The organism is Streptomyces blattellae (assembly GCF_009709555.1).
In the GTDB taxonomy this organism is placed as follows: domain Bacteria; phylum Actinomycetota; class Actinomycetes; order Streptomycetales; family Streptomycetaceae; genus Streptomyces; species Streptomyces blattellae.
Genome location: NZ_WJBG01000167.1, coordinates 70,836 through 96,892, shown reverse-complemented (window position 1 = coordinate 96,892; position 26,057 = coordinate 70,836). Strand labels below are relative to the sequence as shown.

The window sequence follows — 26,057 nt, the reverse complement described above, 5'->3', positions numbered from 1 at the left end:
CCCTCTGTCGTGCGTGCCGTCATGCTACGGCCCGTGCCGCGGCCGCGGGGGTCCGGCCTACGATGACCCCCGAGTCATCGATCAGCCGATCACCCGCGTCCCGCCGGACCCCGGCCGGGGACGCCGTTCCCGGGGAGGAACCTTGACCCAGCACATCGCCGCAGGCGCCCCGCGCGACCTGCACGACCTGCATGCCTTCATCGCCGGACTGCCCAAGGCCGAACTGCATGTGCATCACGTCGGCTCCGCCTCCCCCCGGATCGTCGCGGAACTGGCCGCCCGCCACCCCGACTCCAAGGTCCCCACGGATCCCGAAGCCCTGGTCGACTACTTCACGTTCACGGACTTCGCCCACTTCATCCAGGTGTACCTGTCCGTCGTCGACCTGATCCGCACGCCGGAGGACGTACGTCTGCTGACGTACGAGGTGGCCCGTGACATGGCCCGGCAGCAGGTGCGCTACGCGGAGCTGACCATCACGCCGTACTCCTCGGTCCGGCGGGGCATCGACGAGGGCGCCTTCATGGACGCCATCGAGGACGCCCGCAAGGCGGCCGAGGCCGACTTCGGGACCGTACTGCGCTGGTGCTTCGACATCCCCGGCGAGGCGGGCCTGGAAGCGGCCGAGGAGACGACGCGGCTGGCCACCGACGACCGGCTGCGCCCCGAGGGGCTGGTGTCGTTCGGGCTCGGCGGGCCCGAAATCGGCGTGCCGAGGCCGCAGTTCAAGCCGTTCTTCGACCGCGCGCTGGCCGCCGGGCTGCGGTCGGTGCCGCACGCCGGTGAGACGACCGGTCCGGAGACGGTGTGGGACGCCCTGGGCGAGCTGCGTGCCGAGCGCATCGGGCACGGCACCAGTTCCGCGCAGGACCCGAAGCTGCTCGCGCACCTCGCCGAGCACCGCATCGCGCTGGAGGTGTGCCCGACCTCCAACATCGCCACCCGCGCGGTCCGCACCCTCGACGAGCACCCCATAAAGGAGTTCGTGCGGTCGGGGGTCCTGGTCACCGTCAACTCCGACGACCCGCCGATGTTCGGCACCGACCTCAACAACGAGTACGCGGTGGCCGCCCGGCTCCTCGAACTCGACGAGCACGGTCTCGCCGGCCTGGCGAAGAACGCGGTCGAGGCGTCCTTCCTGGACGAGCCCGGCAAGGCCCGTATCAGGGACGAGATCGACGCCTACACCTCGGCCTGGCTCGCCGCCCCCTGACCGCCGTATCGAGAAGCCCGTCACAATGAGTCCCATGCAGAACGTGACCGCCGTGGCCCACCGCGGCGACCCCTACCGGCTCCGCGAGAACACGCTCGGCTCGCTGCGTTCCGCGCTCAGACAGGGCGCGGACGCGGTCGAGATCGACGTACGGCTCACCCGGGACGGCGTGCCCGTGCTGCTGCACGACGCCACGCTCAAACGCCTGTGGGAGCACGACCGGCCGCTGGAATCGCTGTCGGCGGCCGAGGTGCGCGGGCTCACGGACGGCGGGGTGCCGACGCTGGCCGAGGCCCTGTCCGCCGGCGACGGCCACCGCATCATGCTCGACCTGCCGGGCGAGCCGAGTGCGAAGGCGGTCCGCCGGGTCGTCGGCGTCGTACGGGAGTCGGGGGCCGCCGACCGCGTGTACTACTGCGCCGGCGCCGCCGCCATGCTCGCCGTGCGCGCCGCCGACCCGGCCGCCGAGATCGCGCTGACCTGGACGACGCTGGCGCCGGCCCGGCCCGTGCTGCTGGACGCGGTACGGCCGCGGTGGCTCAACTACCGCTTCCCGCTGGTGGACCGCGACCTCGCCGCCCGCCTCCACGCGGACGGCTATCTGGTCTCCGTCTGGACGCCCGACACCCGCCGCTCCATGCGCCGGCTCCTGGACATCGGCGTCGACTCGATCACGACGAACCGCATCGACGCGCTGTGCGCCGTGCGCGGATCCAGGGGCAGCAACGGATCCGGGAGCACCAGTAGATCCAGGAGCGCTACACCCGCGAGCGCTGGGCAACCATCGCCGGGTCGGCCGGGGTCGCCCGCGTGACGTACTGGGGTACGGGGGCGGTGTCCTCGCCGTTGTCGCGGACCAGGCCGTAGCGGATGACGCCCCGGTCGGGGCCGTTCCGGATGTCCTCGGTCACCATGTCCCAGCTGGACGGGGAGATGGTCAGGCCGTAGGAGGCGCCGCGCTCGTTGAGGTTGAGGGTGACGGTTCCGTCGACGTAGAAGAACTCGTTCTGCCACATCTGCTGGGTGCCGTCCGGCAGGACGGTGTAGCCGGTCTCCGGGCTTCCCATGCCCGTGGCCGTGCCGTCGGTGCTGCCGTCCAAGGGGTCGTCCATACGCCGGCCGCCGCCCGACGCCACATGGAAGAGCTTGCCCTCAAGGCCGGTCCAGGTCGGCATGGCCAGCCCGCCGGACCGGTCGTGCGGGGCGATCTGCCAGCGCACCAGCACATAGCCCTGGCCGCTGAGCGTCACGCTCTCCCCGCGGTGCTGCAGCACGGCCTTCGACCCGCCACTGCTGGTGATCCCGGACTCGGGGCGGCGCGGCAGCCCGCCCGGCGGCGTGCTGCGGTCGGGAGCCGTGTCGACGGCGTCGACGACCGTGCCGTACACGTCGGCGTCCTGCGTCTTCGTCGGGGACGGCGACGGCGCGGGCGCGGCGGAAGCGGTGGGGGACGGCGGGCGTGCCGTGCTCGCCGCGGTCGGCGCCGCCGCGCGCGGGGGCGGGCCGTCCGGGGGCTGGGTGACGACGTACGCGCCCCCTGCCACGATGGTCGCGCCGGCCGTCATGGCGACGGCGGGCTTGGCCAGCGCGCCCAGCACCTTCGCGGACCAGCCGACGGAGGTGGCCGCCACGGCCGTCTTGCCGCCGAAGGCCAGCGACAGGGTGAAGCCGACCGGGAGCGGCACGAGCGCGATCCCGACGAGGAGCCGCTCGGCCGGTACGACCGACTCGCGGGCGCCTGAGCAGTAGCCGCAGCCGCGGATGTGCCGGGCCAGCCGCTTGCGCCAGACGGAGTCGGGGCGGCCCTCCCAGCGGGCGGTCAGCTCGCGCAGTCCGGGGCAGGCGCCGTCGAGGGCGCGCACGATGCCGCGCGCTGTCTCCAGGCGTTCCTTCAGCCGCTGGACGCGCACGGCGGCATGCTGGCGGCTGATGCCGACGGCCGAGGCCAGCTCGCGCCGGGTCAGTTCGCCCGCGACCTCCAGCCACCACAGCGACAGCAACTGCCGGTCCTCGTCGTCGAGCCAGCGCACCGCCTCCGCGACCTCGCGCCGCTGGCCCTCCAACTGGAGCCGCAGGACCGTGAGTTCGGCGAAGTCGGCGGACTCGTGCGCGGCGGACTCGTCCAGCGGGTCGGGCTGCCTGCGGCGTGCCCGGTCCCGTATCTGCCGCATGGCGATCGCCACCAGCCAGGACCGGAAGCTGTCCGGATCGCGCAGCGAGCCGAGGTTGCCGACGGCACGCAGCATCGTCTCCTGTACGACGTCGTCGACGTCGGCGTGACCGTTCAGGGCGCGGCCGACGATGTTGTAGACCAGCGGCAGCCAGCCCGCGACCAGCTCGTCCAGCGCCTGCCGGTCACCGGCCTGCGCGGCCGCGATGGTCGATCGCCACTGCCGCCCTTCCACCCTCGTCCTCTCACCTGTCATCGCGTGTCCGTACGCACCTTCTCAGCCCCGACCGTGTGGCTTGCCATGAGGAAGATCACAGATACGGAGACGGGGTGAAGGCGGCGTCGATAACAGTTTTTCGGCGCCGGAGCCGGTCCCGTAGGGGCGATCCCCGACAACTCCACTGCCGGGGAGGAGAGTTGCTCGGGGTCGCACCAGGGTGGGTGCCCACCTCGGTGACGATCCCGGAGACCGTCGTACCGCCGGAGGATCAGCGCAAACACCCCGCCTCCCCAGGAGCAGCCCATGCGCACAGCCGTCCTCGCCGCCTCCCTCGCCGTCGCCCTGACCGCGGGCCCGCTGGCCGCCCCGGTGCCGGCCGCGCCCCCGCCGGCCGCCGCGCGCACCACGACGGGCCCGGACGCGGAGGCGCTGACCGCCGCGCTCGCCGGGATTCCGGACGCGGACACGACGGCCGCCCTGGTCCGGGTCGGCGGCACGGACGGCAGCTGGCGCGGCAGCGCGGGCGTGCATGATCTGGAGAGCGGCCGGGAGGCGGACCCTGACGCCCGCTTCCGGGCCGGTTCGACGACGAAGGTGGTGACGGCGGCCGTCGTCCTGCAGCTCGCGGCGGAGGGCAGGGTCGACCTGAACCGGCCGGTGCAGCACTATCTGCCGACCCTGCTGACCAGTCGCTTCGAGCCCATCACCGTACGGCAGTTACTGAACCACACCAGCGGTATCCAGCCGGGTGAGGGCTTCGCGGACCCGTACGCGCACCGCTTCGACACGCTGCCGCCGCGGCAGGTGGTGGCGTCGGCGGTGGCGAAGGGACCGGAGTTCCGCCCCGGTGAGCGGCAGCATTACCTCAACATCAACTACACGGTGCTCGGCCTGCTGATCGAGAAGGTGACCGGACAGTCGTACGCCTCCGAGGCCACCCGGCGTGTGCTGCGCCCCGCCGGAATGCGGGACACGTACTTCCCCGGCACCGATCCCCGCATCCTCGGCCCGCACAACCGCGGCTACCAGGCGATGGAGCAGCCGGACGGGACGACCCGGCTGGTCGACGTCACCGAGTGGAACCAGGCGGACCGCTGGGCGGCCGGCGACATGATCTCCACGACCGCCGATCTGGAGCGGTTGCTCGACAGGCTCTTCCGGGGCCGGATCGTGCCCCGGCCGCAGCTGCGGGAGATGTTCACGGTGCCGCGCGTCGAGGGCGCGGTGATGAGCGCGGGGCTCCAGCGGTTCCCGTACGAGGGCAGGGTCTACTGGATCAAGAGCGGCGCCCGGTACGGCTACAGCACGGCGATCGCCGCGACACGTGACCTGAGCCGGACCCTCGTCTACTCGGTCAACGACACGAACGCCAAGGACGAGTCGATGAACCCGGCCGCGGAGCGGATCGTACGGGCGGCCCTGAATTGACGTCCTCTGCTCATGGTGAGGCCCGCCACTTGTGCAACTAGTTGCACAATCGAGGGACCGTCCTCTACAACAGTCGAATGAGCCGTTACCCGCACTTGCTGACCCCCCTCGACCTGGGCTTCACCACCCTCCCCAACCGCGTGCTCATGGGCTCCATGCACATCGGACTTGAGGAGGCGGAGCGCGGTTTCGAGCGGATGGCCGCCTTCTACGCCGCCCGCGCCCGGGGCGGGGTCGGGCTGATCGTCACCGGGGGCATCGCGCCCAACGACGAGGGGCGGCCGTACGAGGGCGGCGCGAAGCTGACCAGCGACGCCGAGGCGGAGCGGCACACGGTCGTCACCGGGGCCGTGCACCGCGAGGGCGGGCGGATCGCGATGCAGATCCTGCACTTCGGCCGGTACGCGTACCACCGGGATCTGGTCGCCCCGAGTCCGCTCCAGGCACCCATCAGCCCCTTCCCGCCGCGTGAGCTGAGCGACGAGGACGTGGAGCGGACGATCGACGACTACGCGCGGGCGGCCCGTCTCGCCCGGCAGGCCGGGTACGACGGGGTCGAGATCATGGGCTCCGAGGGCTATCTGATCAATGAGTTCATCGCGGCGCAGACCAACCACCGCACCGACCGCTGGGGCGGCACGTACGAGAACCGCATGCGCTTCCCCGTGGAGATCGTGCGGCGGGTGCGGGAGGCGGTCGGCGCGGACTTCATCGTCGTCTACCGGCTGTCGATGCTGGATCTGGTGCCGGGCGGCTCGACGCTCGACGAGGTGGCCGCGCTCGCCCGGGCGGTCGAGGCGGCCGGAGCGACGATCATCAACACCGGTATCGGCTGGCACGAGGCCCGTATCCCCACCATCGCCACCTCCGTGCCGCGCGGCGCCTACACCTGGGTCACCAAGCGGCTCATGGGCGAGGTCTCGATCCCCCTCGTCACCACCAACCGCATCAACACCCCTGAACTGGCTGAGGAGTTGCTCGCCGACGGCTGCGCCGACATGGTGTCGGTGGCCCGGCCGATGCTCGCCGACCCCGAGTTCGTCGCCAAGGCCGCGGCCGGCCGTCCCGAGGCGATCAACACCTGCATCGGCTGCAACCAGGCCTGCCTCGACCACACCTTCAGCGGGCAGATCACCTCCTGCCTGGTCAACCCGCGCGCCTGCCACGAGACCGAGCTGGTGCTCTCCCCGGCCCGGCTGCGCAAACGGGTCGCCGTCGTCGGCGCGGGCCCGGCCGGACTCGCCTGTGCCGTGAGCGCCGCCGAACGCGGCCACGAGGTGACGCTGTACGACGCCGCGAGCGAGGTCGGCGGCCAGCTCAACGTGGCCCGCAAGGTCCCCGGCAAGCAGGAGTTCGACGAGACGCTGCGCTACTTCCGCCACCAACTCGACGCGCACGGTGTCGACGTACGCCTGGGCACCCGGGTCGCCGCGGACGATCTGTCCGGCTACGACGAGGTCGTCGTCGCCACCGGCGTCACCCCGCGCACCCCGGACATCCCCGGCGTCGACCACCCGAGCGTCGTGGGCTACCTCGACGTCCTGCGCGACGGCGCTCCCGTCGGCGACCGCGTCGCGATCCTCGGCGCCGGCGGCATCGGCTTCGACGTCGCCGAATACCTCACCGACTGCGGCGACAAGGCGAGCGAGGACCCGGCGACGTACTTCCGCCACTGGGGCGTCGACATGACGTACGAACGCCCCGGCGGTCTCACCGCGCCCGAGCGCCCCGCCCCACCCCGCACGGTGCATCTGCTGCAGCGCAAGACGTCCAAGGTCGGCGCGGGCCTCGGCAGGACCACCGGCTGGATCCACCGCGCCGAACTCAAGCACCGCGGCGTCCGCATGGTCCCGGGCGTGCGCTACGACCGGATCGACGACGCCGGACTGCATGTGACCGTCGGCGACAGCAGCACGGTCCTTGAGGTCGACACGATCGTGCTGTGCACCGGGCAGCAGCCGACGCGGGAGCTGTACGACGCCCTGGTCGCCGCCGGGCGCAGCGCGCACCTCATCGGGGGTGCCGACGTGGCCGCCGAGCTGGACGCCAAGCGGGCCATCAAGCAGGGGACGGAGCTGGCGGCGACGCTGTAGACGTCGTACGGCCGTCCCTAGGATGTGGTCATGTCCCTGCCCCACGCGATCCTGACCGCCCTGCTGGAGAAGCCCTCCTCGGGGCTGGAGCTGACCCGGCGGTTCGACCGGTCGATCGGCTACTTCTGGTCGGCGACGCATCAGCAGATCTATCGCGAGCTGGGGAGACTGGAGGCCGAGGGCCACATCCGCGCGCTGGCGCCGGCGCAGCCGGCCCGGGGGCAGAAGAAGAGCTACGAGGTCCTGCCCGCCGGCCGCGCCGAACTCGCCCGCTGGACGGCCGCCGCCCAGGACCCCAAGCCGCACCGCGACGCCCTGCTGCTGCGGCTGCGCGCCGCGGCCGTGGTCGGCACGGCGGGACTCCAGGCCGACCTGGGCCGCCATCTGGAGCTGCACCGGCGGCAGTTGGCCGAGTACGAGGAGATCGAACGACGTGATTTCCCGCCCGGCCGGGACACCGCCGAGGACCGCCTGCGGCACCTGGTGCTGCGTGCCGGGATCGACCTGGAGACCTTCTGGACCCAGTGGCTGACCCAGGCACTCGCAGAGGTGGCGGCGATGCCGTCCGAGTAGCGGCCCGGCGGGGATCAGGGCGAAGTCCTGGCCGCTCCCCTACTTCGGTTTTACAAGAGCCGCGGTAGGCTTAGGAACGAAACAGTTTCGTTCCTATCGGTCGGCGGAACCCGCCCAGCAGGAAGAAGACAGGCATGGTCTCCGTACTCGTGGTCAACGACCAGTCCCTGCAGCGACTCGCCCTGCGGATGCTCCTGGCCGCCCAGCCCGATCTGAAGGTCGTAGGGGAAGCGGCGAGCGGAGCCGAGGCGGTCGGCCTGAGCGCCGCGCTCCGTCCCGACGTCGTCCTGGTGGACAGCCGTCTGTCCCAGGCGGACGGCATCGAGACTGTCCGGCGCATCGCCCGACCGCAACGCCTCCCCCGGCACCTCGAATCGGTGCCCGCGGACCCGCACACCCCTCGCGTCCTGGTGCTCACCCCCGCCGACCGGGACGGATACGCCTACGCCGCCTTGCGCGCCGGCGCCCGCGGATTCCTCCTCGACGACGCCGCCCCCGACGAGCTCGTCTCGGCCGTCCGCATCGTGGCCGCCGGTGACGCCGTCATCACCCCGGGCCTGACCCGCGCGCTCATCGACGCCGTGCGCCAACAGCACACCACCCGCCCCCTCTTCCCCACCTCCGGGCTCGACTCACTCACCGGACGCGAACGCGATGTCCTCGTCGCCGTCGCCTCCGGCTGGTCCAACACCGAGATCGCCGAGTGGCTGTCCATCGCTCCGACCACCGTCAAGACCCACGTCAGCAACATCCTCGCCAAGATCGGCGCTCACGCCCGCACCCAGGCGGTCGCCTTCGCCTACGAGTCCGGCCTGGTACGCCCGGCCGCCTGACGCGTCATCCGCGGCTGCCCGCCTCGACGGGCCGCGGAACCGGAATCCCGGCGGGGGTCTGCGGCTCGTGGAGCCGAGCCAGGAGGATCCGGAAGGTGGCTCCCCGGCCGGGAGCGGAGTCGACCTCGACGCGGCCCGCGTGTGCGCTGACGAGCGAGCGGACGATGGCGAGGCCGAGGCCGGCACCGCCGGTGGTGCGGGCGCGGGAGGTGTCGGCGCGGTAGAAGCGCTCGAAGATACGGCTGCTCTGGTCCGGGGTGAGACCGGGCCCCTGATCGGCGACCTCCAGAACGGCGTGGTCGCCGATCGTGCCCACGCCGATGCGGATGGGCGTGCCGGGTGGGGTGTGGGTCACGGCGTTTCCGACCAGGTTGGTGACGACCTGACGCAGGCGGGCCTCGTCGGCGAGCGCCGGCGCGGAGGCGGGCGGGCCCTCGCCGGCCGGCCCGGTGAGGGTGACGGGCCGGGCCGGATCCAGGGCGCGTACGTCGTGCAGGGCGTCCGCGGCGAGGGTGCGCAGGTCGCTCGGGGCGAGGTCGATGCCGGGCACGGTCAGGTCGCCCGTTGCCTTCAGCGAGTGTTCGTCGAGGCGGGCCAGCAGCAGCATGTCCTCGACGAGCCGGGTGAGGCGTTCGGACTCGCGGGCGATCCGGCTCATCGTGGCGTCGATGTCCTCGCGGTCGGCGAGGGCGCCCATGTGGTGCAGATCGGTCAGGCCCTTGATGCCGGCGAGCGGAGTACGCAGCTCGTGGCTGGCGTCGGCGACGAACCTGCTCATCCGCGCCTCGGACTCGGCGCGGGCGCCGAAGGCGATCTCCAGTTGACCGAGCATGCCGTTCAGTGCGGCAGCCAGGCGGCCCAACTCCGTGTGCGGTCCCGCCAGTTCGGGGACCCGGCGAGACAGGTCACCGCCCGCGATCTCGGCGGCGGTCTGCTCGATACGGGACAGCGGGCGCAGGCCGGACCGGACCGCGAACCAGCCGGCCACGGCGAGGAACGCCAGCAGGCCCAGCCCGGTGCGCTGGTAGTTCCACCACATGCGGCCCACCGTGTCGTCCACCTCCGTCATGGGCGTGGACACGATCACGCTGCCGGAGACCGGCACCGTCGCCGCGCCCTCCAGCAGACGGGCGCGGTCGGTCCTGGGCACGGCCATCACCCGCCAGCGCCCGTCACCCTCGGTGCTGTCGACGGTGAACGGCCGTCCCTCCCGGGCGGCCACCGCGTCCGTGTCCAGCCGGGGAAGGGCCGGGCCCCGCCCGTCGCTCGTCCGGTTCTCCTCGCCGACCGAGTCGATACTGCTCTCGACCGTGCCGTCCTGGGAGACATACGTGATGACGCGGTTGCCCAGGACGTCGGCACCGAAGCCGGTGAGGCCGGCCGCCGGCTGCTGTCCGGCTCCGTTCTCGGCCACCGAGGGCGGCAGCAGGGAGAACACCTGGGCGGTGCTGCGGAGCTGGGCGTCCACCCGGTCTTCCATATAGCTGCGCAGGGAGTTGCCGGTGACCAGGCTGAACACGGTGAACCCGGCCGCCAGCAGGGCGACGGCGAGCAGCAGTACCCGGCTGCGCAGGGACGCCCGCGCCCACACGGCGCGGACACGACGGGGCGGGGTCATGACTTGGGTCCGCGCAGCACGTAGCCGACCCCGTGCACAGTGTGGATGAGCTTCGGGCCGCCGTTGTCGATCTTGCGGCGCAGATAGCTGATGTAGGTGTCGACGATGCCGGTGTCGCCGTTGAAGTCGTAGTCCCACACACGCCGGAGGATCTGCGCCTTCGAGACCGTGCGGCCCGCGTTGGTCATCAGGTACTGCAGCAGCCGGAACTCGGTGGGTGACAGCCGTATCGGCTCGCCCGCCCGGGTCGCCTGGACGCCGTCCGGGTCGAGTTCCAGGTCGGCCACGCGCAACAGCGCGGTCGGGTCACCGCTGGTGCGGCGCAGCACGGCACGGATACGGGCGATCAGTTCCTGGAGATCGAACGGCTTGGTCACATAGTCGTCGCCGCCCAGGACCAGGCCCTCGATCTTGTCCTGGGTCCCGTCACGGGCGGTGAGGAACATCACCGGGATGTGCCCGGTTCGGGACGCCGCGACCGGGCGGTGCTGCTCGCGCAGTCGGCGGATCACCTCGAAGCCGTCCAGGTCGGGCAGCATCACGTCCAGCAGGACCAGATCCGGCGAGACCTCCCGCGCGCGGTCCAGGGCGTCCTTGCCCGTCCCGGCCGCGGCGACGGTGAACCCGGCGTGCCGCAGGGCCGCGCAGAGCAGTTCCCGGACAGTGGGCTCGTCGTCCACGACCAGCAGGTTCACGCCGGCCGCGGCCGCGGGGCCGGGATCGCTTCCGACGCCGGTGCCGGGCAGGGCAGAGCGCTCAACAGGTGTCAAGGGGACCTCCAGGCGACCGGGAACACACTCCCGGCCCCGCCGGGTATGGGGACACGGCGGACGGCGCACGGCGCACGGCCCGTGGCAGCCAGGATCCTGCCGGGCAGGATACGAAAGGAGCCTGTGTGCACCACGTAAAGCCCAGCCTCGCCGCACCTCACGGTCCCCAGACTCCACATCCGCCGCGCCCCATCATCACCAGCTCACACCCGCCGCGCCCCATCATCACCAGCTCACACCCGCCGGGCCCCACCATCACCAGACTCCAGATCCGCCGAGCCCCACCATCACCGGACTCCAACATCACCGCGCCCGACTTCACCGCGCCCGACCGACCGTCACTCGCCCGACCATCACTCGCCCGACCGTGACTCGCCGCCCATCACTGCGCCGCCCTGTCGCCGCGTCCCAGCGTCACCAGGCTCCACCACCGCCGCGCTCCAGGCCCGCGGTCACCGCGCCACGTGGCCAGCAGGCTTCCGGCGAAGCCGGCCAGAGCTCCGACGATCAGCCCGAAGAAGAGGGTCGACAGCAGGTTGCCGCTCAGCGCGGCCTGCATTCCCCCCATCGTGCTGCCGAACATGCCGACGCCGAAGTCTCCGGACGCCCCCACCAGCCAGGTCGCCACGCCCAGGAAGACGGCCGTGACGATACCGAACCGTTCGGCCATGCCGAGGTGCCCGGCCAGCGGACCCCGGTAGGGGAGCATCGGGACCTTCTGGGCGGACTGCGTGGCCCGTGCCGCCCGGTAGGCGGGGATGAGCAGGATCAGCCCGGTCACCGTGATGGCCAAGAGCCACACCAGCAATCCACCCGCCGACAGGGCGCTCAGATGCTCGGTGCGGTCGGTCATGTCGCCGCCCATCATGCCGCCCATGCCGCCCATGCCGCCCGAACCGCCCATGAGACCGGCCAACGGGTTGCTACTGCTGCTGTCGGTCGTCACCGGGTGCATCTCGGCCGTCCACGAGGACCCGATGCCCAGAGTCAGGAGCACCACCAGGACGTTGGGGGCGACCAGCAGGGCGCCACCCGCCACCGAGCCGACCCGGCCACCGACCGCCACCCCGACGAACACGAGGGCCGCGAGCGGTACGGCAGCCATGACGAGAACCATACGGACGACGGCCGAGAGGCTCGGCCCCCAGGTGCTGCGCAGCCGGTCCAGCGTCCCGCCCAGCGGCAGCCGTACCTTGCGGCTGATCAGGCATCCGACGCCGAGCGCGGCCGCCACCCACAGCACCGCGCCGAAGCCCGCCGCTACCGCACTCACCTGGTAGGGCGCCGCCGACATCTCGCCCATGCCGCCGCCGCCCATGAGCTCGCCCAGGCCACCGGCCGCGCCGGACTCCTCGCCGCCCGCCCCTGACATCGCCCCCTCGGGCAGTGTGATCGTTCCGTGTGCGAACCCAGCCACGATCATGAGGAGGAACATCGCCGCGGCTCCGGCTCCGGCCGCCCGCGCGGCCAGGTCACTGCCGGTGAGCCGCCGCTGCTGCCCCTGCCGCAGCCGCCGGGAGAACACGATCCACAGAACGACGGCGCCGACCAGCGTGACGCCGAGCGGCACCGCGTCGGCCGCACCGCTCATCGACGGCGCCATGCCACCGCCACCGCCGAACAGCGCTCCCAGACCGCCCATCCCCCCGGAGTCCCCGGCGTCGGCCGCGCCCGCGTTCGCCGAGGCGCCGACGGCCATCGCCGTCAGCGTCATCGTCAACGACCACAGCGATCCGAGGGACCCCGCGTCGAGCAGGAGCAGCGCCACCGCGGAGACAACCACCATGGCGGCCACCGCGTACAGCACGGCCAGCGCGCCTTCCAGGGCGTTGTGCCACGGGCCGATCAACTGCAGCGGCGCGGTGCGATGTTGGTGCCGAGGATTGGCCCCGGGCCGCTGATTCGCCCCAGGCCTCTGATTGGCCCCGGGCCGCTGAGTCACACCGGACCGAGGACTCGTACCGGCCCGAGGGTTCGCTCCGGCCCGGGGATTCGCTCCGGATCGCGGACCGGAACCGGACCTGTTCTGGAGTCGGGGCGTGCTGGCAGCCATACAGGAACACTCCGCTTCGCTCGCGGGGGAGCACCCGGCGCCGAACGGGGGGATGAGCACGGCGCCGGGTACCACGGGACTCGGACACACTGTCGGTCGCGAGTACGACGTTCCCGAGAGGTTCTGGGAGGTTTCTGAGAGTCGGTGCGGGGGCGACGCACGTCAGAGGGCGGGCGGGACGGGAATACGGGCCGGCTTCTCAGAAAGTTCCCAGAACGGCATCCGCACGCCCGGCAACCCCGCGACCGCGTGGACGGCGTTTCCCACCGTCAGGTCCACGCAACGTGAGGGGCGCGGGGAACTGCGCGACAAGCCCCCACGCGCCCGCAGCCGGAAATACGGCCTACCGACCAGCTACCCGTCCAGCGACGTCATCACATGCTTGATCCGCGTGTAGTCGTCGAACCCGTACGCCGAAAGGTCCTTGCCGTACCCCGACTTCTTGAACCCGCCGTGCGGCATCTCCGCGACCAGCGGAATGTGGGTGTTGATCCACACGCATCCGAAGTCGAGCGCCTTGGACAGCCGCATCGCTCGCGCGTGGTCCTTGGTCCACACCGACGACGCGAGGGCGTACTCGACACCGTTCGCCCACTCGACGGCCTGCGCCTCGTCGCTGAAGGACTGAACGGTGATGACCGGCCCGAAGACCTCCTTCTGGATGATCTCGTCGTCCTGCTTGACGCCGGAAACGACGGTCGGCGCGAAGAAATACCCCTGGTCGCCGACCCGCTTGCCCCCGGCCTCCACGCGCGCGTGCGCGGGCAGCCGCTCGATGAACCCACTCACCTGCTTCAGCTGGTTCGGGTTGTTGAGCGGCCCGAACAGCACGTCCTCATCGTCCGGCCGGCCCGTCTTCGTGTCGGCCGCGGCCTTCGCCAGCGCCGCGACGAACTCGTCGTGGATCGCCTCGTGGACGAGGACGCGGCAGGCGGCCGTACAGTCCTGCCCGGCGTTGAAGAAGCCCGCGACAGAGATGTCCTCGACGGCCTTGGCGATGTCGGTGTCCTCGAACACGACGACCGGCGCCTTGCCGCCCAGCTCCAGGTGGACCCGCTTGACGTCCTTCGACGCGGACTCGGCGACCTGCGCACCCGCCCGCACGGAGCCGGTGATGGAGGCCATCGCCGGGACGGGGTGCTCGACCATCATGCGGCCGGTCTCACGGTCGCCGGTGATGACGTTGAAGACGCCCTTGGGCAGGATCGAGCCGAGGATCTCGGCGATCAGGACCGTCGACGCCGGGGTCGTGTCGGACGGCTTCAGCACCACCGTGTTACCCGCCGCGATCGCCGGCGCGAACTTCCACACGGCCATCATCATCGGGTAGTTCCACGGCGCGACCTGCGCGCAGACGCCGACCGGCTCACGGCGGACGATCGAGGTCATCCCCTCCATGTACTCACCGGCGGAGCGGCCCTCCAGCATCCGCGCCGCACCGGCGAAGAACCGGATCTGGTCCACCATCGGCGGGATCTCCTCGGACCGGGTGAGCCCGACCGGCTTGCCGGTGTTCTCCACCTCGGCCGCGATCAGGTCCTCGGCGCGCTCCTCGAACGCGTCCGCGATCTTCAGGAGGGCCTTCTGCCGCTCGGCGGGTGTGGTGTCGCGCCAGCCGGGGAAGGCCGCCGCGGCGGCCGCCATCGCGGCGTCGACATCCGCCTGCCCGGACAGCGGCGCGGTCGCGTACGCCTCGCCCGTCACGGGGTTGACCACCTCGGTGGTCCGTCCGTCGGCGGCGTCCCGGAACTCACCGGCGATGTAATTCCGTAGGGTGCGCAGCCCACGCAGCTCCTTGCTCACTGCCGGCCTCCTGGGTCGGGTCGAACTGTCCATTGGCTGAGACACCCACCCTAATCCGCACGCCGACGTTTTCAACACCCCCGATCCCGCCATTGCTGCGAAATCCGCAAGTCTCAGCCGCACAAACAACGAATTTCATCACATCAACCTTGCGGAAGTGTCGAGACGTCGTGCACAGTGAGGCCGTGGCCAGTCGAAGCGCAGATCAGCGGAACGGCAGTCCCCAGCTGGACGCCGTCTCCCTCGCCATCATCGAGCAGCTCCAGGAGGACGGCCGCCGGCCGTACGCCGCGATCGGCAAGGCCGTCGGCCTCTCCGAGGCGGCCGTGCGTCAGCGCGTCCAGAAGCTGCTCGACCAGGGCGTGATGCAGATCGTCGCCGTCACGGACCCGCTCACCGTGGGCTTCCGCAGGCAGGCGATGGTCGGCATCCATGTCGAGGGCGACGTGGAGTCCGTGGCCGACGCGCTGACCGCCATGTCCGAATGCGAGTACGTGGTGATGACCGCAGGCTCCTTCGACCTGATGGTGGAGATCGTCTGCGAGGACGACGACCACCTCCTGGACGTCATCAACCGACGCATCCGGGCCGTCCCAGGAGTGCGCTCCACCGAGAGCTTCGTCTATCTGAAGCTCAAGAAGCAGACCTACATGTGGGGAACCCGATGACCGTGAGGACCCGATGACCGTGAGCACCAAGGACCTCAGCCAGACCGCGTACGACCACCTGTGGATGCACTTCACCCGCATGTCCTCGTACGAGAAGTCCCCCGTCCCCACCATCGTCCGGGGCGAGGGCACCTACATCTACGACGACAAGGGCAAGCGGTACCTCGACGGTCTCGCCGGCCTGTTCGTGGTCCAGGCGGGCCACGGCCGCGTGGAGCTGGCGGAGACCGCCTTCAAGCAGGCCCAGGAGCTGGCGTTCTTCCCGGTGTGGTCCTACGCCCACCCGAAGGCCGTCGAACTGGCCGAGCGCCTCGCGCACCACGCCCCCGGCGACCTGAACAAGGTCTTCTTCACCACCGGCGGCGGCGAGGCGGTCGAGACGGCCTGGAAGCTGGCCAAGCAGTACTTCAAGCTGGTCGGCAAGCCCGCCAAGCACAAGGTGATCTCCCGCGCGGTCGCGTACCACGGCACCCCGCAGGGCGCGCTGTCCATCACGGGCCTGCCCGGCCTGAAGGCCCCCTTCGAGCCGCTGGTCCCGGGCGCGCACAAGGTCCCCAACACGAACATCTACCGCGCCCCTCTCTTCGGCGACGACCCGGAGGCCTTCGGCCGCTGGGCCGCCGACCAGATCGAGCAGCAGATCCTCTTCGAGGGCCCGGACACGGTCGCGGCGGTCTTCCTGGAGCCGGTGCAGAACGCGGGCGGCTGCTTCCCGCCCCCGCCCGGCTACTTCCAGCGCGTGCGCGAGATATGCGACCAGTACGACGTCCTGCTGGTCTCGGACGAGGTCATCTGCGCCTTCGGCCGGCTGGGCACGATGTTCGCCTGCGACAAGTTCGACTACGTCCCGGACATGATCACCTGCGCCAAGGGCATGACCTCGGGCTACTCCCCCATCGGCGCCTGCATCGTCTCCGACCGGCTGGCCGAGCCGTTCTACCAGGGCGACAACACCTTCCTGCACGGCTACACCTTCGGCGGCCACCCGGTGTCGGCCGCGGTGGGCCTCGCCAACCTCGACCTCTTCGAGCGCGAGGGCCTCCACCAGCACGTGCTCGACCACGAGGGCGCCTTCCGCGCGACCCTGGAGAAGCTGTACGACCTGCCGATCGTCGGCGATGTCCGCGGCAACGGCTTCTTCTACGGCATCGAGCTCGTCAAGGACAAGGCCACCAAGGAGTCCTTCGACGCCGAGGAGACCGAGCGGATCCTGTACGGCTTCCTCTCCAAGGCGCTCTACGACAACGGCCTGTACTGCCGTGCCGACGACCGCGGCGACCCGGTCGTCCAGCTCGCCCCGCCGCTGATCTCCGACCAGAACACGTTCGACGAGATCGAGCAGATCCTGCGCGCGACGCTGACGGAGGCGTGGACGAAGCTCTGACCCCCGGCGCTTCCGCGGCCCGGGTGCACCCATGCGAGTGAGAAGGGTGCACCCGGGCCGCGTGCTGTCCGGCGTCGCTGCCCCGGATCCCTAGCGTGCCTTGTAGCTGGCCGGCCCTGCCTTCGTTCCCCCGCCTGGGGGATCGGCACCGGGAAATACGGATCGGAACGAGGTGTACGCCCATGGTGGCCCCGCCGGACAACGACGTGCTCTGGGCACGCGCCCTGCACTTCCAGCACGCCGACGGCTCGCCCGCGCTCGGCGGCGTCTCCCTGCACGTCCAGGAGGGCGAGATCGTCGCGGTCAGCGGCCCGCGCGGCAGCGGCAAGACGACGCTGCTGAGATGTCTGTCCGGCTTGCTACGACCGCTGCGCGGCGAGGTCTGGTTCAACAGCGTGCCCGTGCACACCATGGGACCGCTCGCCCGCGAACGGCTGCGCCGCGACCGCTTCGCCTGGATCGACCCGGCCCCGCTCCTCGTCCCCGAACTCAACGCCTGGGAGAACGCCGCCCTGCCGCTGATGCTCCGCGGCACCAGCCGACGCCGCGCCAAGGTGGCCGCGATGGAGTGGCTGGAGCGCCTCGACATCGGCGACCGCGCCCGTAAGCGACCGCACGAACTGGTCCAGGCGGAACGCCAGCGCGTCTCGATCGCCAGGGCCCTGGCCCCGACCCCCACGGTCCTGTTCGCGGACGAACCCTCGGCCCCGCTGCACCGCGCCGACCGCGGCCACGTGCTGCGCACGCTCACCACGGCGGCCCGCTCGCACGGCATCACAGTGATCCTGGCGACGCACGACGCGGAAACGGCGGCGGTCGCCGACCGCACGGTCTCCCTCCTGGACGGCCGACGCGTGACCACGGTGCATCTGCCCCCGGTCACCGAGTCGGAAGGCCGGGCGGCGTGCTCGCTCTCCGTCTGACCCGCGTCGCCCAGCCCGCCGTACAGCTGCGCCGCCTCGCGGTGGCCGCGGCCTCGGCCGCGACGGGCTTCCTGCTTCTCTCCGCCCTGGGCCACGCGATGTCCCACCAGGACCCTGCCGCGTCGACCCTCCGTCTGACCTGGTGCACGGCCCCGCTCGCCACCACGGTCTACTTCGCCGTGGCGGTGGCCCGCACGGACCCGGGGACCAAACCCCGCCCCGGCCTGTCGGCCATCGGCCTGGGCCCCGGCCGTCTCATGGTCGTCTCCGCCCTCACGACAGCCCTCGCCACCACCGTCGGCTCCCTCCTCGCCCTCCTGGTCTTCCTCCACCTGCGCGGTGACCTCACACGCCTGCCCCCCGGCGGCGCGGCAACGGACTACCTGGCAGCCGGCCAGCCACTCCCCCTCCCGGCGACCCTCACCCTGCTCGCCCTGGTCCCGGCCACCGCCTCCCTCTCCACAGCCCTGGCACTCCGCCCGAAGGACTCACCCAGGCCCTCCTCACACGGCACCCCCCGGAAATACGGCCGCTTCGGCGCATACGGGCTCGCCGGCGCCCGGGAAACCTTCGGAGCGTACGGCCGCTTCGGCACCCACCTGACCCAAAAGCCCACAGCAACCCGCAACCCCAAAAACCCCCACCAAACCACACCCAACCACCAATCCCCAGCCCCCCACCAAGCCACAGACGACCGCCAAGCCACAGAAACCCACCAAGCCACAAACGGCCACCAATCTCCCGACACCCGCCAGGCCGCGGAGGGCCACCAGACCACCGACCCCCGCCAAGCCGCAGACAGCCGTCAAGCTGCGGGCAGTCGTGCCGCCGGGGCGGCACGGGTGGGCGCAGGCGGCACCCCGCCAACGCCGGGCTGCGCAACGGACCCCCCAGCAGCAACCCCGGACGCCGCACCAGCCAACGCCACCGAACAGGAACCCGGCCCCGCCGCCCCCCACCTCGAACCCCCGGCCCCCCGCGAAGCGCCCCGCGGCCTCCCCTGGGGCATCACCGTCCTCGCCGCAGGCCTCACCGTAGAGGCCTACGCCAGCCGCACCGCAGACCCCACATCCCCCGGCTTCCTCGCAGGCTGGGCGCTCGCCGCCCTCGGCCTCGCCCTCGCCGCCCCAGGCCTCACGCACCTCTGCGGCCGTCTCCTGCAGTCCGCCCACCCCGGCGCCCTGCGCCTCCTCGCGGGCCGCGTCCTCATGGAGGAATCCGCCCGCATCGGCCGCCCGCTGGGCATCGTCTGCGCGGTGGCCTCAGCGGCGTACACGACCGCCCTCGTCCACGACACCGAGGTCCGGCCCCTCGGCTCACTCACCACCCTCGGCGCCCTGGTGGTCGTCGGCTGCACCGCGGCCACCCTTCTCACCGCCGCCGTGGAGGCGAAGCAGGCCCGCGCCGACACCACCGCCGCCCTCCTGCGTCTCGGCGCCCCCGCCGCCATGCTGCGCAGCGCCGCCGCCCTCCGCGCCGGCGCCCTGCTGGCCCTGTTCGGCCCGCTCACCCTGATCGTCGCCGAGCTGGCGGCGCTGCCGATGACCGCCCGCTGAGCCCCGTACGGGAAGACGTACGAAAAAAGTCTCCGCACGGCGATGAGTTCCGCGCAGACTCCGGGTCTACCCCACGCAACGACACGGACTCGATGGGAGAGACCACCATGTACCAGCAGATGATCTTCGTGAACCTGCCCGTGAACGACCTGGACGCGTCGAAGAAGTTCTTCACGGAGCTGGGCTACTCGATCAACGCGCAGTTCAGCGACGAGAACGCGTCCTCCATCGTGATCAGCGACACGATTGTGGCGATGCTGCTCAGCAAGCCGTTCTACGCGACGTTCACCCAGAAGGAGATCGCGGACGCCACCAAGACCAGCGAGGTGCTGATCGCGCTGAGCGCGGAGAGCCGCGAAAAGGTCGACGAGCTGGTCGAGAAGGCTCTCGCGGCCGGCGGCACCGAGCCCCGCGAGGCCCAGGACCAGGGGTTCATGTACGGCCGCGCCTTCGACGACCTCGACGGCCACACCTGGGAGGTCGTCTGGATGGACCCGGCCGCGGTGACAGGCTGAGCCCCGGCCGACCGGTCCGCCGGGGCGCGGCAACGCCCCATCAGGGCACACCGCGGAGCACCTAGCATAGGCGGGTGCACTCGACACCCGCCCAGCCGTTCGACGGCTCCCACGACCGTGAGATCGAGTCCCTCGCCGAGTTCGACGAGGTGGTCGCAGCGGTCGGCTCGCTGGCCCATCACCGTGTCCAGGCCGTCGATCTGACGGACCGTACGGACGTCCTGACGACCGTGGACGCCACGGGCGCCGTCTTCCTCGGCTGCCCGATGGGCCCCGGGGCCGCCGCCCAGGTGCGTGCCTCGGGGGCCCTGGTCTTCCCGCCGGTCCCCGGCCTCCCCTTCGACCCGTACCGCGGCTTCGTCCACTCGCCCACCGAGCTGTTCGCCTCGCTCGACAAGGGTTACGAGGCGACACCGGACGCCCTGTCGTACGCCTGGTTCCAGCGGACCAAGTCGGACGGCGACATATTCGCCTCCATGCTGCGCGCCATCCACGACGACGCGATGTCGGACGCCCTCGACGAACTCCTCGTCGGCGCCCGGGTGGTCGGCGTGATGGGCGGGCACGCGATGGCACGCGGCACCGAGGAGTACGCCGGTGCCGCCCGGCTCGGCCGCGAGCTGGCCCGTGCCGGATTCACCGTGGCCACAGGGGGCGGGCCGGGCGCCATGGAGGCGGCGAACCTGGGCGCGTACGCGGCCCCGTACGGCGACGACATGCTCACCGAGGCGCTCCAACTCCTCGCGAAGGCCCCGAAGTTCGTCCCGTCCATCACCGACTGGGCGCGCGCGGCCTTCGAGGTCCGTGAGCGCTGGCCGGAGGGCGGCCCTTCGGTGGGCATCCCGACCTGGTTCTACGGCCATGAGCCGCCGAACGCGTTCGCCGCGCACATCGCCAAGTACTTCGCCAACGCCACCCGCGAGGACGGCCTGCTGGCCCGCTCCACCGCGGGTGTCGTCTTCCTGCCGGGCGCCGCCGGGACCGTACAGGAGATCTTCGACAACGCGACGCCGAACTACTACGAGTCGCGGGGCGAGCCCACGCCCATGGTGCTGGTGAACCGCGCGCACTGGACGGAGCGGCTGCCGACCTGGCCGCTGCTCCAGGCGCTGGCGAGGGACCGGTCGATGGAGGCCCGCATTGCCCTGGTTGACCGAATCGAGGACGCTCCGGCGGCCTTGAAACGTTTCGGCGGTTAATAAGAGGGCAAAGCCAAGGGTCATGTCGGGCCTATGCGTTGACACTGCTTATGCGGCGCTTATAAATCTGTGAGCCTCTTGGGAATGTTGGTTTCACATCAACACCCCTTCAGCCCCCCGCATTTGCACATCACATGAAGGACAAACGTGGCAGTCCTGCCCCTATCCCGCCGTACCGTCGTACGCTCCGTACGCATCCTCGGTGTCGCCTCCGCCTCGGCCGCGCTCGCGCTCGGTGCCGCGGGCAGCGCCCTCGCCTGCAACATCAACGAGTTCTCGGCCGCCGCCGAGTGCGACGGTGGCAAGGGCGTCATCACCGTCACCGACGTGGACCCCACCGGTGTTCCGGCCACCGTCACCGTGTACCTCCAGAACAACGGCGCCGACCTGAAGAAGGTCGGCGAGCAGGTGGTCGAGGGCTCACGCGAGGGTGTGACCATCACCTTCGAGGAGAACTGGAAGCCGGACGCCGAATACCGCATCCACGTCAAGGCCACGCCCTATGTGGACGAGGACATCGAGCCCAACCTCGTCACCCCGGCCACGGCCTGCAAGAAGGACGAGAACCCGACCCCTCCGGCCACGGCGACACCGTCGGAGGCACCCTCCACCCCGGCCGAGTCCGACACGCCCGCCACCCCGGCTCCGTCGGCCTCCGAGAGCGACGGCGCCCCGCCCGCGGACACCCCGAGCAGCGCGCCGTCCCCCGCGGCCGCGGCCGGTGAGTCCAACCTCGCCGAGACCGGCGCCAGCTCCAACACCGGCATCATCGCCGGCATCGCGGCAGCGCTGGTCGCCCTGGGCGGCGCCGCCGTCTACTTCGGCTTCCGCCGCCGCGGCACGGACAGCGACCGCTAGACGTCCCACGGAACGCCTGTCGTGGCCCGGCCCGGAACCCCGGGCCGGGCCACACGCCGTAGCTGCGGGCAGTTGTGCCGCATGGGCGGCACGGGTGGGCGCAGCGGCACCCCGCCGGCGCGGGCCAGCCGACCCACCCAGCCCCAACCCCAGCGCCGGCACACACAGCACCGCGCCGCGATCAGCCGAGCACGACGATTTCCGCCGCGTCGAACTCCACCCCGACCACGTCCCCGACCTCCGGCGCCTCCCGCAGCGCGCACGCCGCTTCGAGGCGGGGCGCGTCCGCCGGCTGGAGGTGTACGGCGACATGGGTGCCCTTGAAGGCGCGGGCGGCGACCGTGCAGCGCAGGCCCGCGTCACCGGAGACCAGCCGCACACCGGCGGGACGTACGAGCAGCGTTCGTGTCCCCTGCGCGGCGCTCTCCCCCACCGGCAGCTTCCCCCACGGCGTGTCGGCGGCCTCCCCGGCGATCGTCCCCTCGACCACGTTGTCGAAGCCGAGGAAGCGCGCCACGAACTCGTCCACCGGCCGCTGCCAGACCTCCAGCGGCGTTCCGGCCTGGGCGACGCCCCCGTCCCGCATCACCACGACCCGGTCGGCGAGCGCGAAGGCCTCGCCCTGGTCGTGGGTGACGGCGAGCACGGTGGTGCCCAACCGGCCGAAGAGTTCCCGGAGTTCGACCACGAGCCGCTCCCGCAGCGAACGGTCCAGCTGCCCGAGCGGCTCGTCCAGCATCAGCAGCCGCGGCCGCGGCGCGAGCGCACGGGCCAGTGCCACCCGCTGCTGCTCACCCCCGGAGAGCCCGGCCACCGCCCGGCCCGCGGCGCCCGGCAGACCGACGAGGTCCAGCAACTCCCGTACGCGCTCGGCCTGTTGCCCCTTGGACGCCCCGTGCATCCGCAACCCGAAGGCCACGTTTCCGCCCACGTCCCGCTGCGGGAACAGCTGATGGTCCTGGAACATCAGCCCGACGCCCCGCTTGTGCGCGGGCACCCCCGACTGATCGCGTCCGTCGAGCAACACCCGCCCGGAGTCGAGGGGTTGCAGTCCCGCCACCGCCCGCAGCAGCGTCGACTTGCCGCTGCCGCTGGGCCCGAGCACGCACACGATCTCGTGCTCGGCGACTCCCAGGCCGACCGCGTCGAGCACGGCCCGCCCGCCGAACCGTACGGTCGCGTCTTCGATGCCCAGCAGCATCAGAACTCCCCCGTCCGATCGGTCCGCAGCCGCTCCAGCACCAGCAGCGACACCGCGCACACCACCATCAGGATCGTCGAAAGGGCCATTGCCTGGCCGTAGTTGAGTTCCCCGGCCCGCCCGAGCAGCCTGGCCACCGCGACCGGCAGCGTCGGGTTGTCGGGCCGTGCGATGAACACGGTCGCCCCGAACTCGCCCAGCGACACCGCGAACGCGAACCCGGCCGCGATCAGCAACGCCCGCCGCACCATCGGCAGATCGACCTCGCGCCACACCCGCCACGGCGACGCCCCGAGCACGGCCGCCGCCTCCCGCAAGCGCCCGTCCACCGCCCGCAGCACGGGCAGCATGGTCCGTACGACGAACGGGACACCGACCAGCGCCTGCGCGAGCGGCACCAGGATCCAGGAGGCCCGCAGATCGAGCGGCGGCTCGTCCAGCGCGATCAGAAACCCGAAACCGACCGTCACCGCCGACACCCCGAGCGGCAGCATCAGCAGCGCGTCGAACCCGCGCACGAACCGGCCCGCGTCCCGCCGGGTGAGCGCGGCGGCGGCGAGACCGCCGATCACGACGGCGATGACGGTGGCGACGACGGCGTACCGCAGCGAATTGCCGATCGCCTCGATCGGCGCCACCAGGAAGACGCCCCCGTCGGACGACATCAGCGCCCGGTAGTAGCCGAAGTCCGGCGCGTCGAACGATCGTTGCACCAGCACGGCCAGCGGCAGCAGCAGGAGTACGGCGACGGAGGCGAGGACGCCCGCCAGCAGCGCCCACTCGCCCCTGCCGCGCGGTCGCCGCGCCGTCACCGACGCGTCCACCAGCCGCAGCGCGGTCTCCCGCCGCCGTACGGTCCAGGCGTGCAGCGCGAGGACCGCGCCGACCGCCATGAACTGAATGATCGTCAGCACCGCGGCGGTGGACAGGTCGAAGATCTCGGACGTCTGCCGGTAGATCTCCACTTCGAGCGTCGAGAAGCCCGGTCCGCCGAGGATCTGCACCACGCCGAAGGAGGTGAAGGTGAAGAGGAACACCATGAGCGCGGCGGCGGCCACAGCGGGGGCGAGGGCCGGGAGGGTGACGGCCCGCCAGGCGGTGAAGCGCGACGCCCCGAGCATCCGCGCGGCCTCTTCCTGCCGCGGGTCGAGCTGACCCCAGAGCCCGCCGACCGTCCGTACGACGACCGCGTAGTTGAAGAAGACGTGCGCCAGCAGGATCGCCCATACGGTCGTGTCCAGCCGTACGCCCCACAGCTCGTCCAGCAGCCCACCGCGGCCCACCAGCGCCAGGAACGCCGTACCTACGACGACCGTGGGCAGCACGAAGGGGACGGTGACGATCGCCCGCAGGACCTGCTTGCCCGGGAAGTCGAGGCGGGCGAAGACGTATGCGCCGGGGAGCGCTACGAGCAGGGTGAGCGCGGTGGAGGCGAGGGCCTGCCAGGTCGTGAACCACAGGACGTGACGGATGTCCGACCGCGCCACCACGTCCCAGATCCGGGCGAGTTGCCAGGCCCCGTCGACATGGAGCCCGCGCGCGAGGATCGCGGCGACGGGGTAGGCGAAGAACACCGCGAAGAACGTGACGGGCACGGCGATGAGCCCGAGCCGCACGGCCGTGCCGCCCGTGCGTCCCTTGCGGCGGGGCGCTTCGGCGACTTGCCCTGCTCCCGCTGCTCCCGCTGCTCCCGCTACGTCCGCTACGTCCGCTACTTCAGTACGAGCGAGGTCCATGACTTGACCCAGTCGTCACGGTTGTCGGCGATCTTCGCCGGGTCCATGGTCTCGGGGTCCTCGGCCTGCGGACCGTACTTCGTGAACTCCTCGGGCACCTGGGCGCCTTCACGCACCGGGTAGACGAACATGTTCAGCGGCATGTCGTCCTGGAACGTCGTCGTCAGCATGAAGTCGAGCAGCGCCTTGCCGCCCTCGGTGTTCCGCGCGTTGCTCAGCAGCCCCGCGTACTCGACCTGCCGGAAGCAGGTGCCGGTCGCGACGCCGGTCGGCGCGGAGGCCGGCTTCGGGTCGGCGTAGATGACCTCGGCGGGCGGCGAGGAGGCGTACGAGACGACGAGCGGCCGGTCGGCCTTGGCCTGCTTGCCGCCGGCGGAACCGGAAAACTCCTCGTTGTACGCCTGCTCCCAGCCGTCGACGACCTTGACGCCGTTGGCCTTCAGCTTCTCCCAGTAGTCCTGCCAGCCTCCCCCACTCTCGGCTTCGCTCGAGCGGGAGGTGCCCCCATCGCCGTACTCGGCGGCGGTCCCGAGGAGAAAGCCCAGACCCGGTGAGGAGGTGGACGCGTTCTCGGTGACGAGGAGGTTCTTGTACTCGGGCTTGATCAGGTCGTCGAAGGAGGTGGGCGGGGCCAGCTTGTGCTCGCTGAAGTACGCCTTGTCGTAGTTGACGCAGATGTCGCCGGTGTCGATCGGCGTGACACGGTGCTTGTCCTGGTCGACCCGGTACTCGGGGAGGATCAGGTCGGAGCCCTTCGGCTCGTAGGACTGGAAGAGGTCGTTTTCGAGGGCCCGCGAGAGCAGGGTGTTGTCGACGCCGAAGAAGACGTCGCCCTGCGGGTTGTCCTTGGTCAGGATCGCCTTGTTGACGGCCTGCCCGGCGTCGCCGTCCTCCAGCACCTTGACCTTGTACCCGGACTCCTTCTCGAACGCGGCGATGACGCTCTTCGAGACGGCCCAGGAGTCGTGGCTGACGAGCGTGACGGTCTTGGAGTCACCGCCGGCGGAGTCGGAGGACGATCCGCACGCGGACAACGTGACGAGGCCCAGACCGACGGCCACGGCTATGTACTTGTTCGTGGTTCTCATGAGTGAAGACCGAACTTCCTACCCAGAATGACCTGGGCGAGGTTCAGAGGGTCTGCGGCCCGCCAGAACTATGGCTGCCGCACTCTCAGCGCTGTGGCGCTCCCCTGTCGGAAAATGAGTCGGATATTCAGTTGTTCGGAGATTCAGGGTACTGA

At 71.3% G+C, this 26,057-nt stretch carries 21 protein-coding genes; 13 read left to right on the top strand and 8 right to left on the bottom strand.

Going from position 1 to position 26,057, the window contains the following annotated elements:
• The first annotated feature begins 13 nt into the window (after positions 1-13).
• Together GFH49_RS21570 and GFH49_RS21565 are read left to right on the top strand one after the other, a co-directional pair.
• Complete coding sequence (locus tag GFH49_RS21570; RefSeq protein ID WP_408055933.1) at positions 14-1,213, top strand: adenosine deaminase; 1,200 nt, start codon at positions 14-16, stop codon at positions 1,211-1,213.
• Positions 1,214-1,247: 34 nt separating this feature from the next.
• On the top strand, positions 1,248-2,027 hold the full coding sequence (locus GFH49_RS21565) for a glycerophosphodiester phosphodiesterase (protein WP_155057737.1): 780 nt from the start codon (positions 1,248-1,250) through the stop codon (positions 2,025-2,027).
• On the opposite strand, the gene GFH49_RS21560 is transcribed toward GFH49_RS21565, so the two are convergent.
• Positions 1,972-3,639 carry an RNA polymerase sigma factor gene (locus GFH49_RS21560; protein WP_155057736.1) on the bottom strand — a complete coding sequence of 556 codons (1,668 nt, stop codon included), beginning with the start codon at positions 3,637-3,639 and terminating at the stop codon, positions 1,972-1,974. The two genes, GFH49_RS21565 and GFH49_RS21560, sit on opposite strands and share 56 nt — an antisense overlap.
• A gap of 267 nt (positions 3,640-3,906) precedes the next feature.
• On the opposite strand from GFH49_RS21560, the gene GFH49_RS21555 reads away from it, so the two are divergent.
• The 4 genes from GFH49_RS21555 (at position 3,907) to GFH49_RS21540 (ending at position 8,530) form a co-directional block, all read left to right on the top strand.
• Positions 3,907-5,031, top strand: a complete 1,125-nt coding sequence (locus tag GFH49_RS21555; RefSeq protein WP_155057735.1) for a serine hydrolase domain-containing protein — start codon at positions 3,907-3,909, stop codon at positions 5,029-5,031.
• Positions 5,032-5,108: 77 nt separating this feature from the next.
• The gene (locus GFH49_RS21550) at positions 5,109-7,124 is read left to right on the top strand and encodes an NADPH-dependent 2,4-dienoyl-CoA reductase (RefSeq protein WP_155057734.1); all 2,016 of its coding nucleotides are present in this window, start codon (positions 5,109-5,111) and stop codon (positions 7,122-7,124) included.
• Positions 7,125-7,154: 30 nt separating this feature from the next.
• Entirely contained in the window at positions 7,155-7,697 is a 543-nt protein-coding gene (locus tag GFH49_RS21545; RefSeq protein ID WP_155057733.1) for a PadR family transcriptional regulator, read from the top strand.
• A 134-nt stretch (positions 7,698-7,831) separates the two neighbouring features.
• Positions 7,832-8,530, top strand: a complete 699-nt coding sequence (locus GFH49_RS21540) for a LuxR C-terminal-related transcriptional regulator (RefSeq protein ID WP_155057732.1) — start codon at positions 7,832-7,834, stop codon at positions 8,528-8,530.
• 4 nt (positions 8,531-8,534) lie between these two features.
• On the opposite strand, the gene GFH49_RS21535 is transcribed toward GFH49_RS21540, so the two are convergent.
• From GFH49_RS21535 to GFH49_RS21520, 4 genes are all read right to left on the bottom strand, one after another.
• A complete protein-coding gene (locus tag GFH49_RS21535) occupies positions 8,535-10,148 on the bottom strand; it encodes a sensor histidine kinase (RefSeq protein WP_155057731.1) in 1,614 nt (537 codons plus the stop codon).
• Positions 10,145-10,894, bottom strand: coding sequence for a response regulator transcription factor (locus tag GFH49_RS21530; RefSeq protein ID WP_155057795.1), 750 nt, complete (start codon positions 10,892-10,894; stop codon positions 10,145-10,147). The genes GFH49_RS21535 and GFH49_RS21530 overlap by 4 nt, the downstream gene beginning before the upstream one ends.
• A gap of 406 nt (positions 10,895-11,300) precedes the next feature.
• Positions 11,301-12,767, bottom strand: a complete 1,467-nt coding sequence (locus tag GFH49_RS21525) for a streptophobe family protein (protein ID WP_230396409.1) — start codon at positions 12,765-12,767, stop codon at positions 11,301-11,303.
• Positions 12,768-13,325: 558 nt separating this feature from the next.
• On the bottom strand, positions 13,326-14,807 hold the full coding sequence (locus GFH49_RS21520) for a gamma-aminobutyraldehyde dehydrogenase (protein WP_155057730.1): 1,482 nt from the start codon (positions 14,805-14,807) through the stop codon (positions 13,326-13,328).
• 137 nt (positions 14,808-14,944) lie between these two features.
• Between GFH49_RS21520 and GFH49_RS21515 the strand changes: the two genes are divergently transcribed.
• The 7 genes from GFH49_RS21515 to GFH49_RS21485 all read left to right on the top strand — a co-directional run bounded on the left by GFH49_RS21515 (position 14,945) and on the right by GFH49_RS21485 (position 21,877).
• Complete coding sequence (locus GFH49_RS21515) at positions 14,945-15,442, top strand: Lrp/AsnC family transcriptional regulator (RefSeq protein ID WP_155057793.1); 498 nt, start codon at positions 14,945-14,947, stop codon at positions 15,440-15,442.
• Between the two features lie 13 nt (positions 15,443-15,455).
• The gene (locus tag GFH49_RS21510) at positions 15,456-16,826 is read left to right on the top strand and encodes an aspartate aminotransferase family protein (protein WP_155057729.1); all 1,371 of its coding nucleotides are present in this window, start codon (positions 15,456-15,458) and stop codon (positions 16,824-16,826) included.
• A gap of 182 nt (positions 16,827-17,008) precedes the next feature.
• The gene (locus GFH49_RS21505) at positions 17,009-17,749 is read left to right on the top strand and encodes an ABC transporter ATP-binding protein (protein ID WP_155057728.1); all 741 of its coding nucleotides are present in this window, start codon (positions 17,009-17,011) and stop codon (positions 17,747-17,749) included.
• Positions 17,731-19,305, top strand: coding sequence for a hypothetical protein (locus GFH49_RS21500; RefSeq protein ID WP_155057727.1), 1,575 nt, complete (start codon positions 17,731-17,733; stop codon positions 19,303-19,305). The genes GFH49_RS21505 and GFH49_RS21500 overlap by 19 nt, the downstream gene beginning before the upstream one ends.
• 107 nt (positions 19,306-19,412) lie before the next feature.
• The gene (locus GFH49_RS21495; RefSeq protein WP_155057792.1) at positions 19,413-19,820 is read left to right on the top strand and encodes a VOC family protein; all 408 of its coding nucleotides are present in this window, start codon (positions 19,413-19,415) and stop codon (positions 19,818-19,820) included.
• Positions 19,821-19,894: 74 nt separating this feature from the next.
• A complete protein-coding gene (locus tag GFH49_RS21490) occupies positions 19,895-21,019 on the top strand; it encodes an LOG family protein (protein ID WP_155057726.1) in 1,125 nt (374 codons plus the stop codon).
• Between the two features lie 147 nt (positions 21,020-21,166).
• Positions 21,167-21,877, top strand: coding sequence for an LAETG motif-containing sortase-dependent surface protein (locus tag GFH49_RS21485; RefSeq protein ID WP_155057725.1), 711 nt, complete (start codon positions 21,167-21,169; stop codon positions 21,875-21,877).
• A 181-nt stretch (positions 21,878-22,058) separates the two neighbouring features.
• On the opposite strand, the gene GFH49_RS21480 is transcribed toward GFH49_RS21485, so the two are convergent.
• From GFH49_RS21480 to GFH49_RS21470, 3 genes are read right to left on the bottom strand one after another with little or no spacing between them, the layout of a single operon-like run.
• Complete coding sequence (locus GFH49_RS21480) at positions 22,059-23,078, bottom strand: ABC transporter ATP-binding protein (RefSeq protein WP_155057724.1); 1,020 nt, start codon at positions 23,076-23,078, stop codon at positions 22,059-22,061.
• The gene (locus tag GFH49_RS21475) at positions 23,078-24,814 is read right to left on the bottom strand and encodes an ABC transporter permease (protein WP_230396407.1); all 1,737 of its coding nucleotides are present in this window, start codon (positions 24,812-24,814) and stop codon (positions 23,078-23,080) included. The genes GFH49_RS21480 and GFH49_RS21475 overlap by 1 nt, the downstream gene beginning before the upstream one ends.
• A complete protein-coding gene (locus tag GFH49_RS21470) occupies positions 24,790-25,902 on the bottom strand; it encodes a thiamine ABC transporter substrate-binding protein (RefSeq protein WP_155057722.1) in 1,113 nt (370 codons plus the stop codon). The genes GFH49_RS21475 and GFH49_RS21470 overlap by 25 nt, the downstream gene beginning before the upstream one ends.
• Positions 25,903-26,057 lie beyond the last annotated feature (155 nt).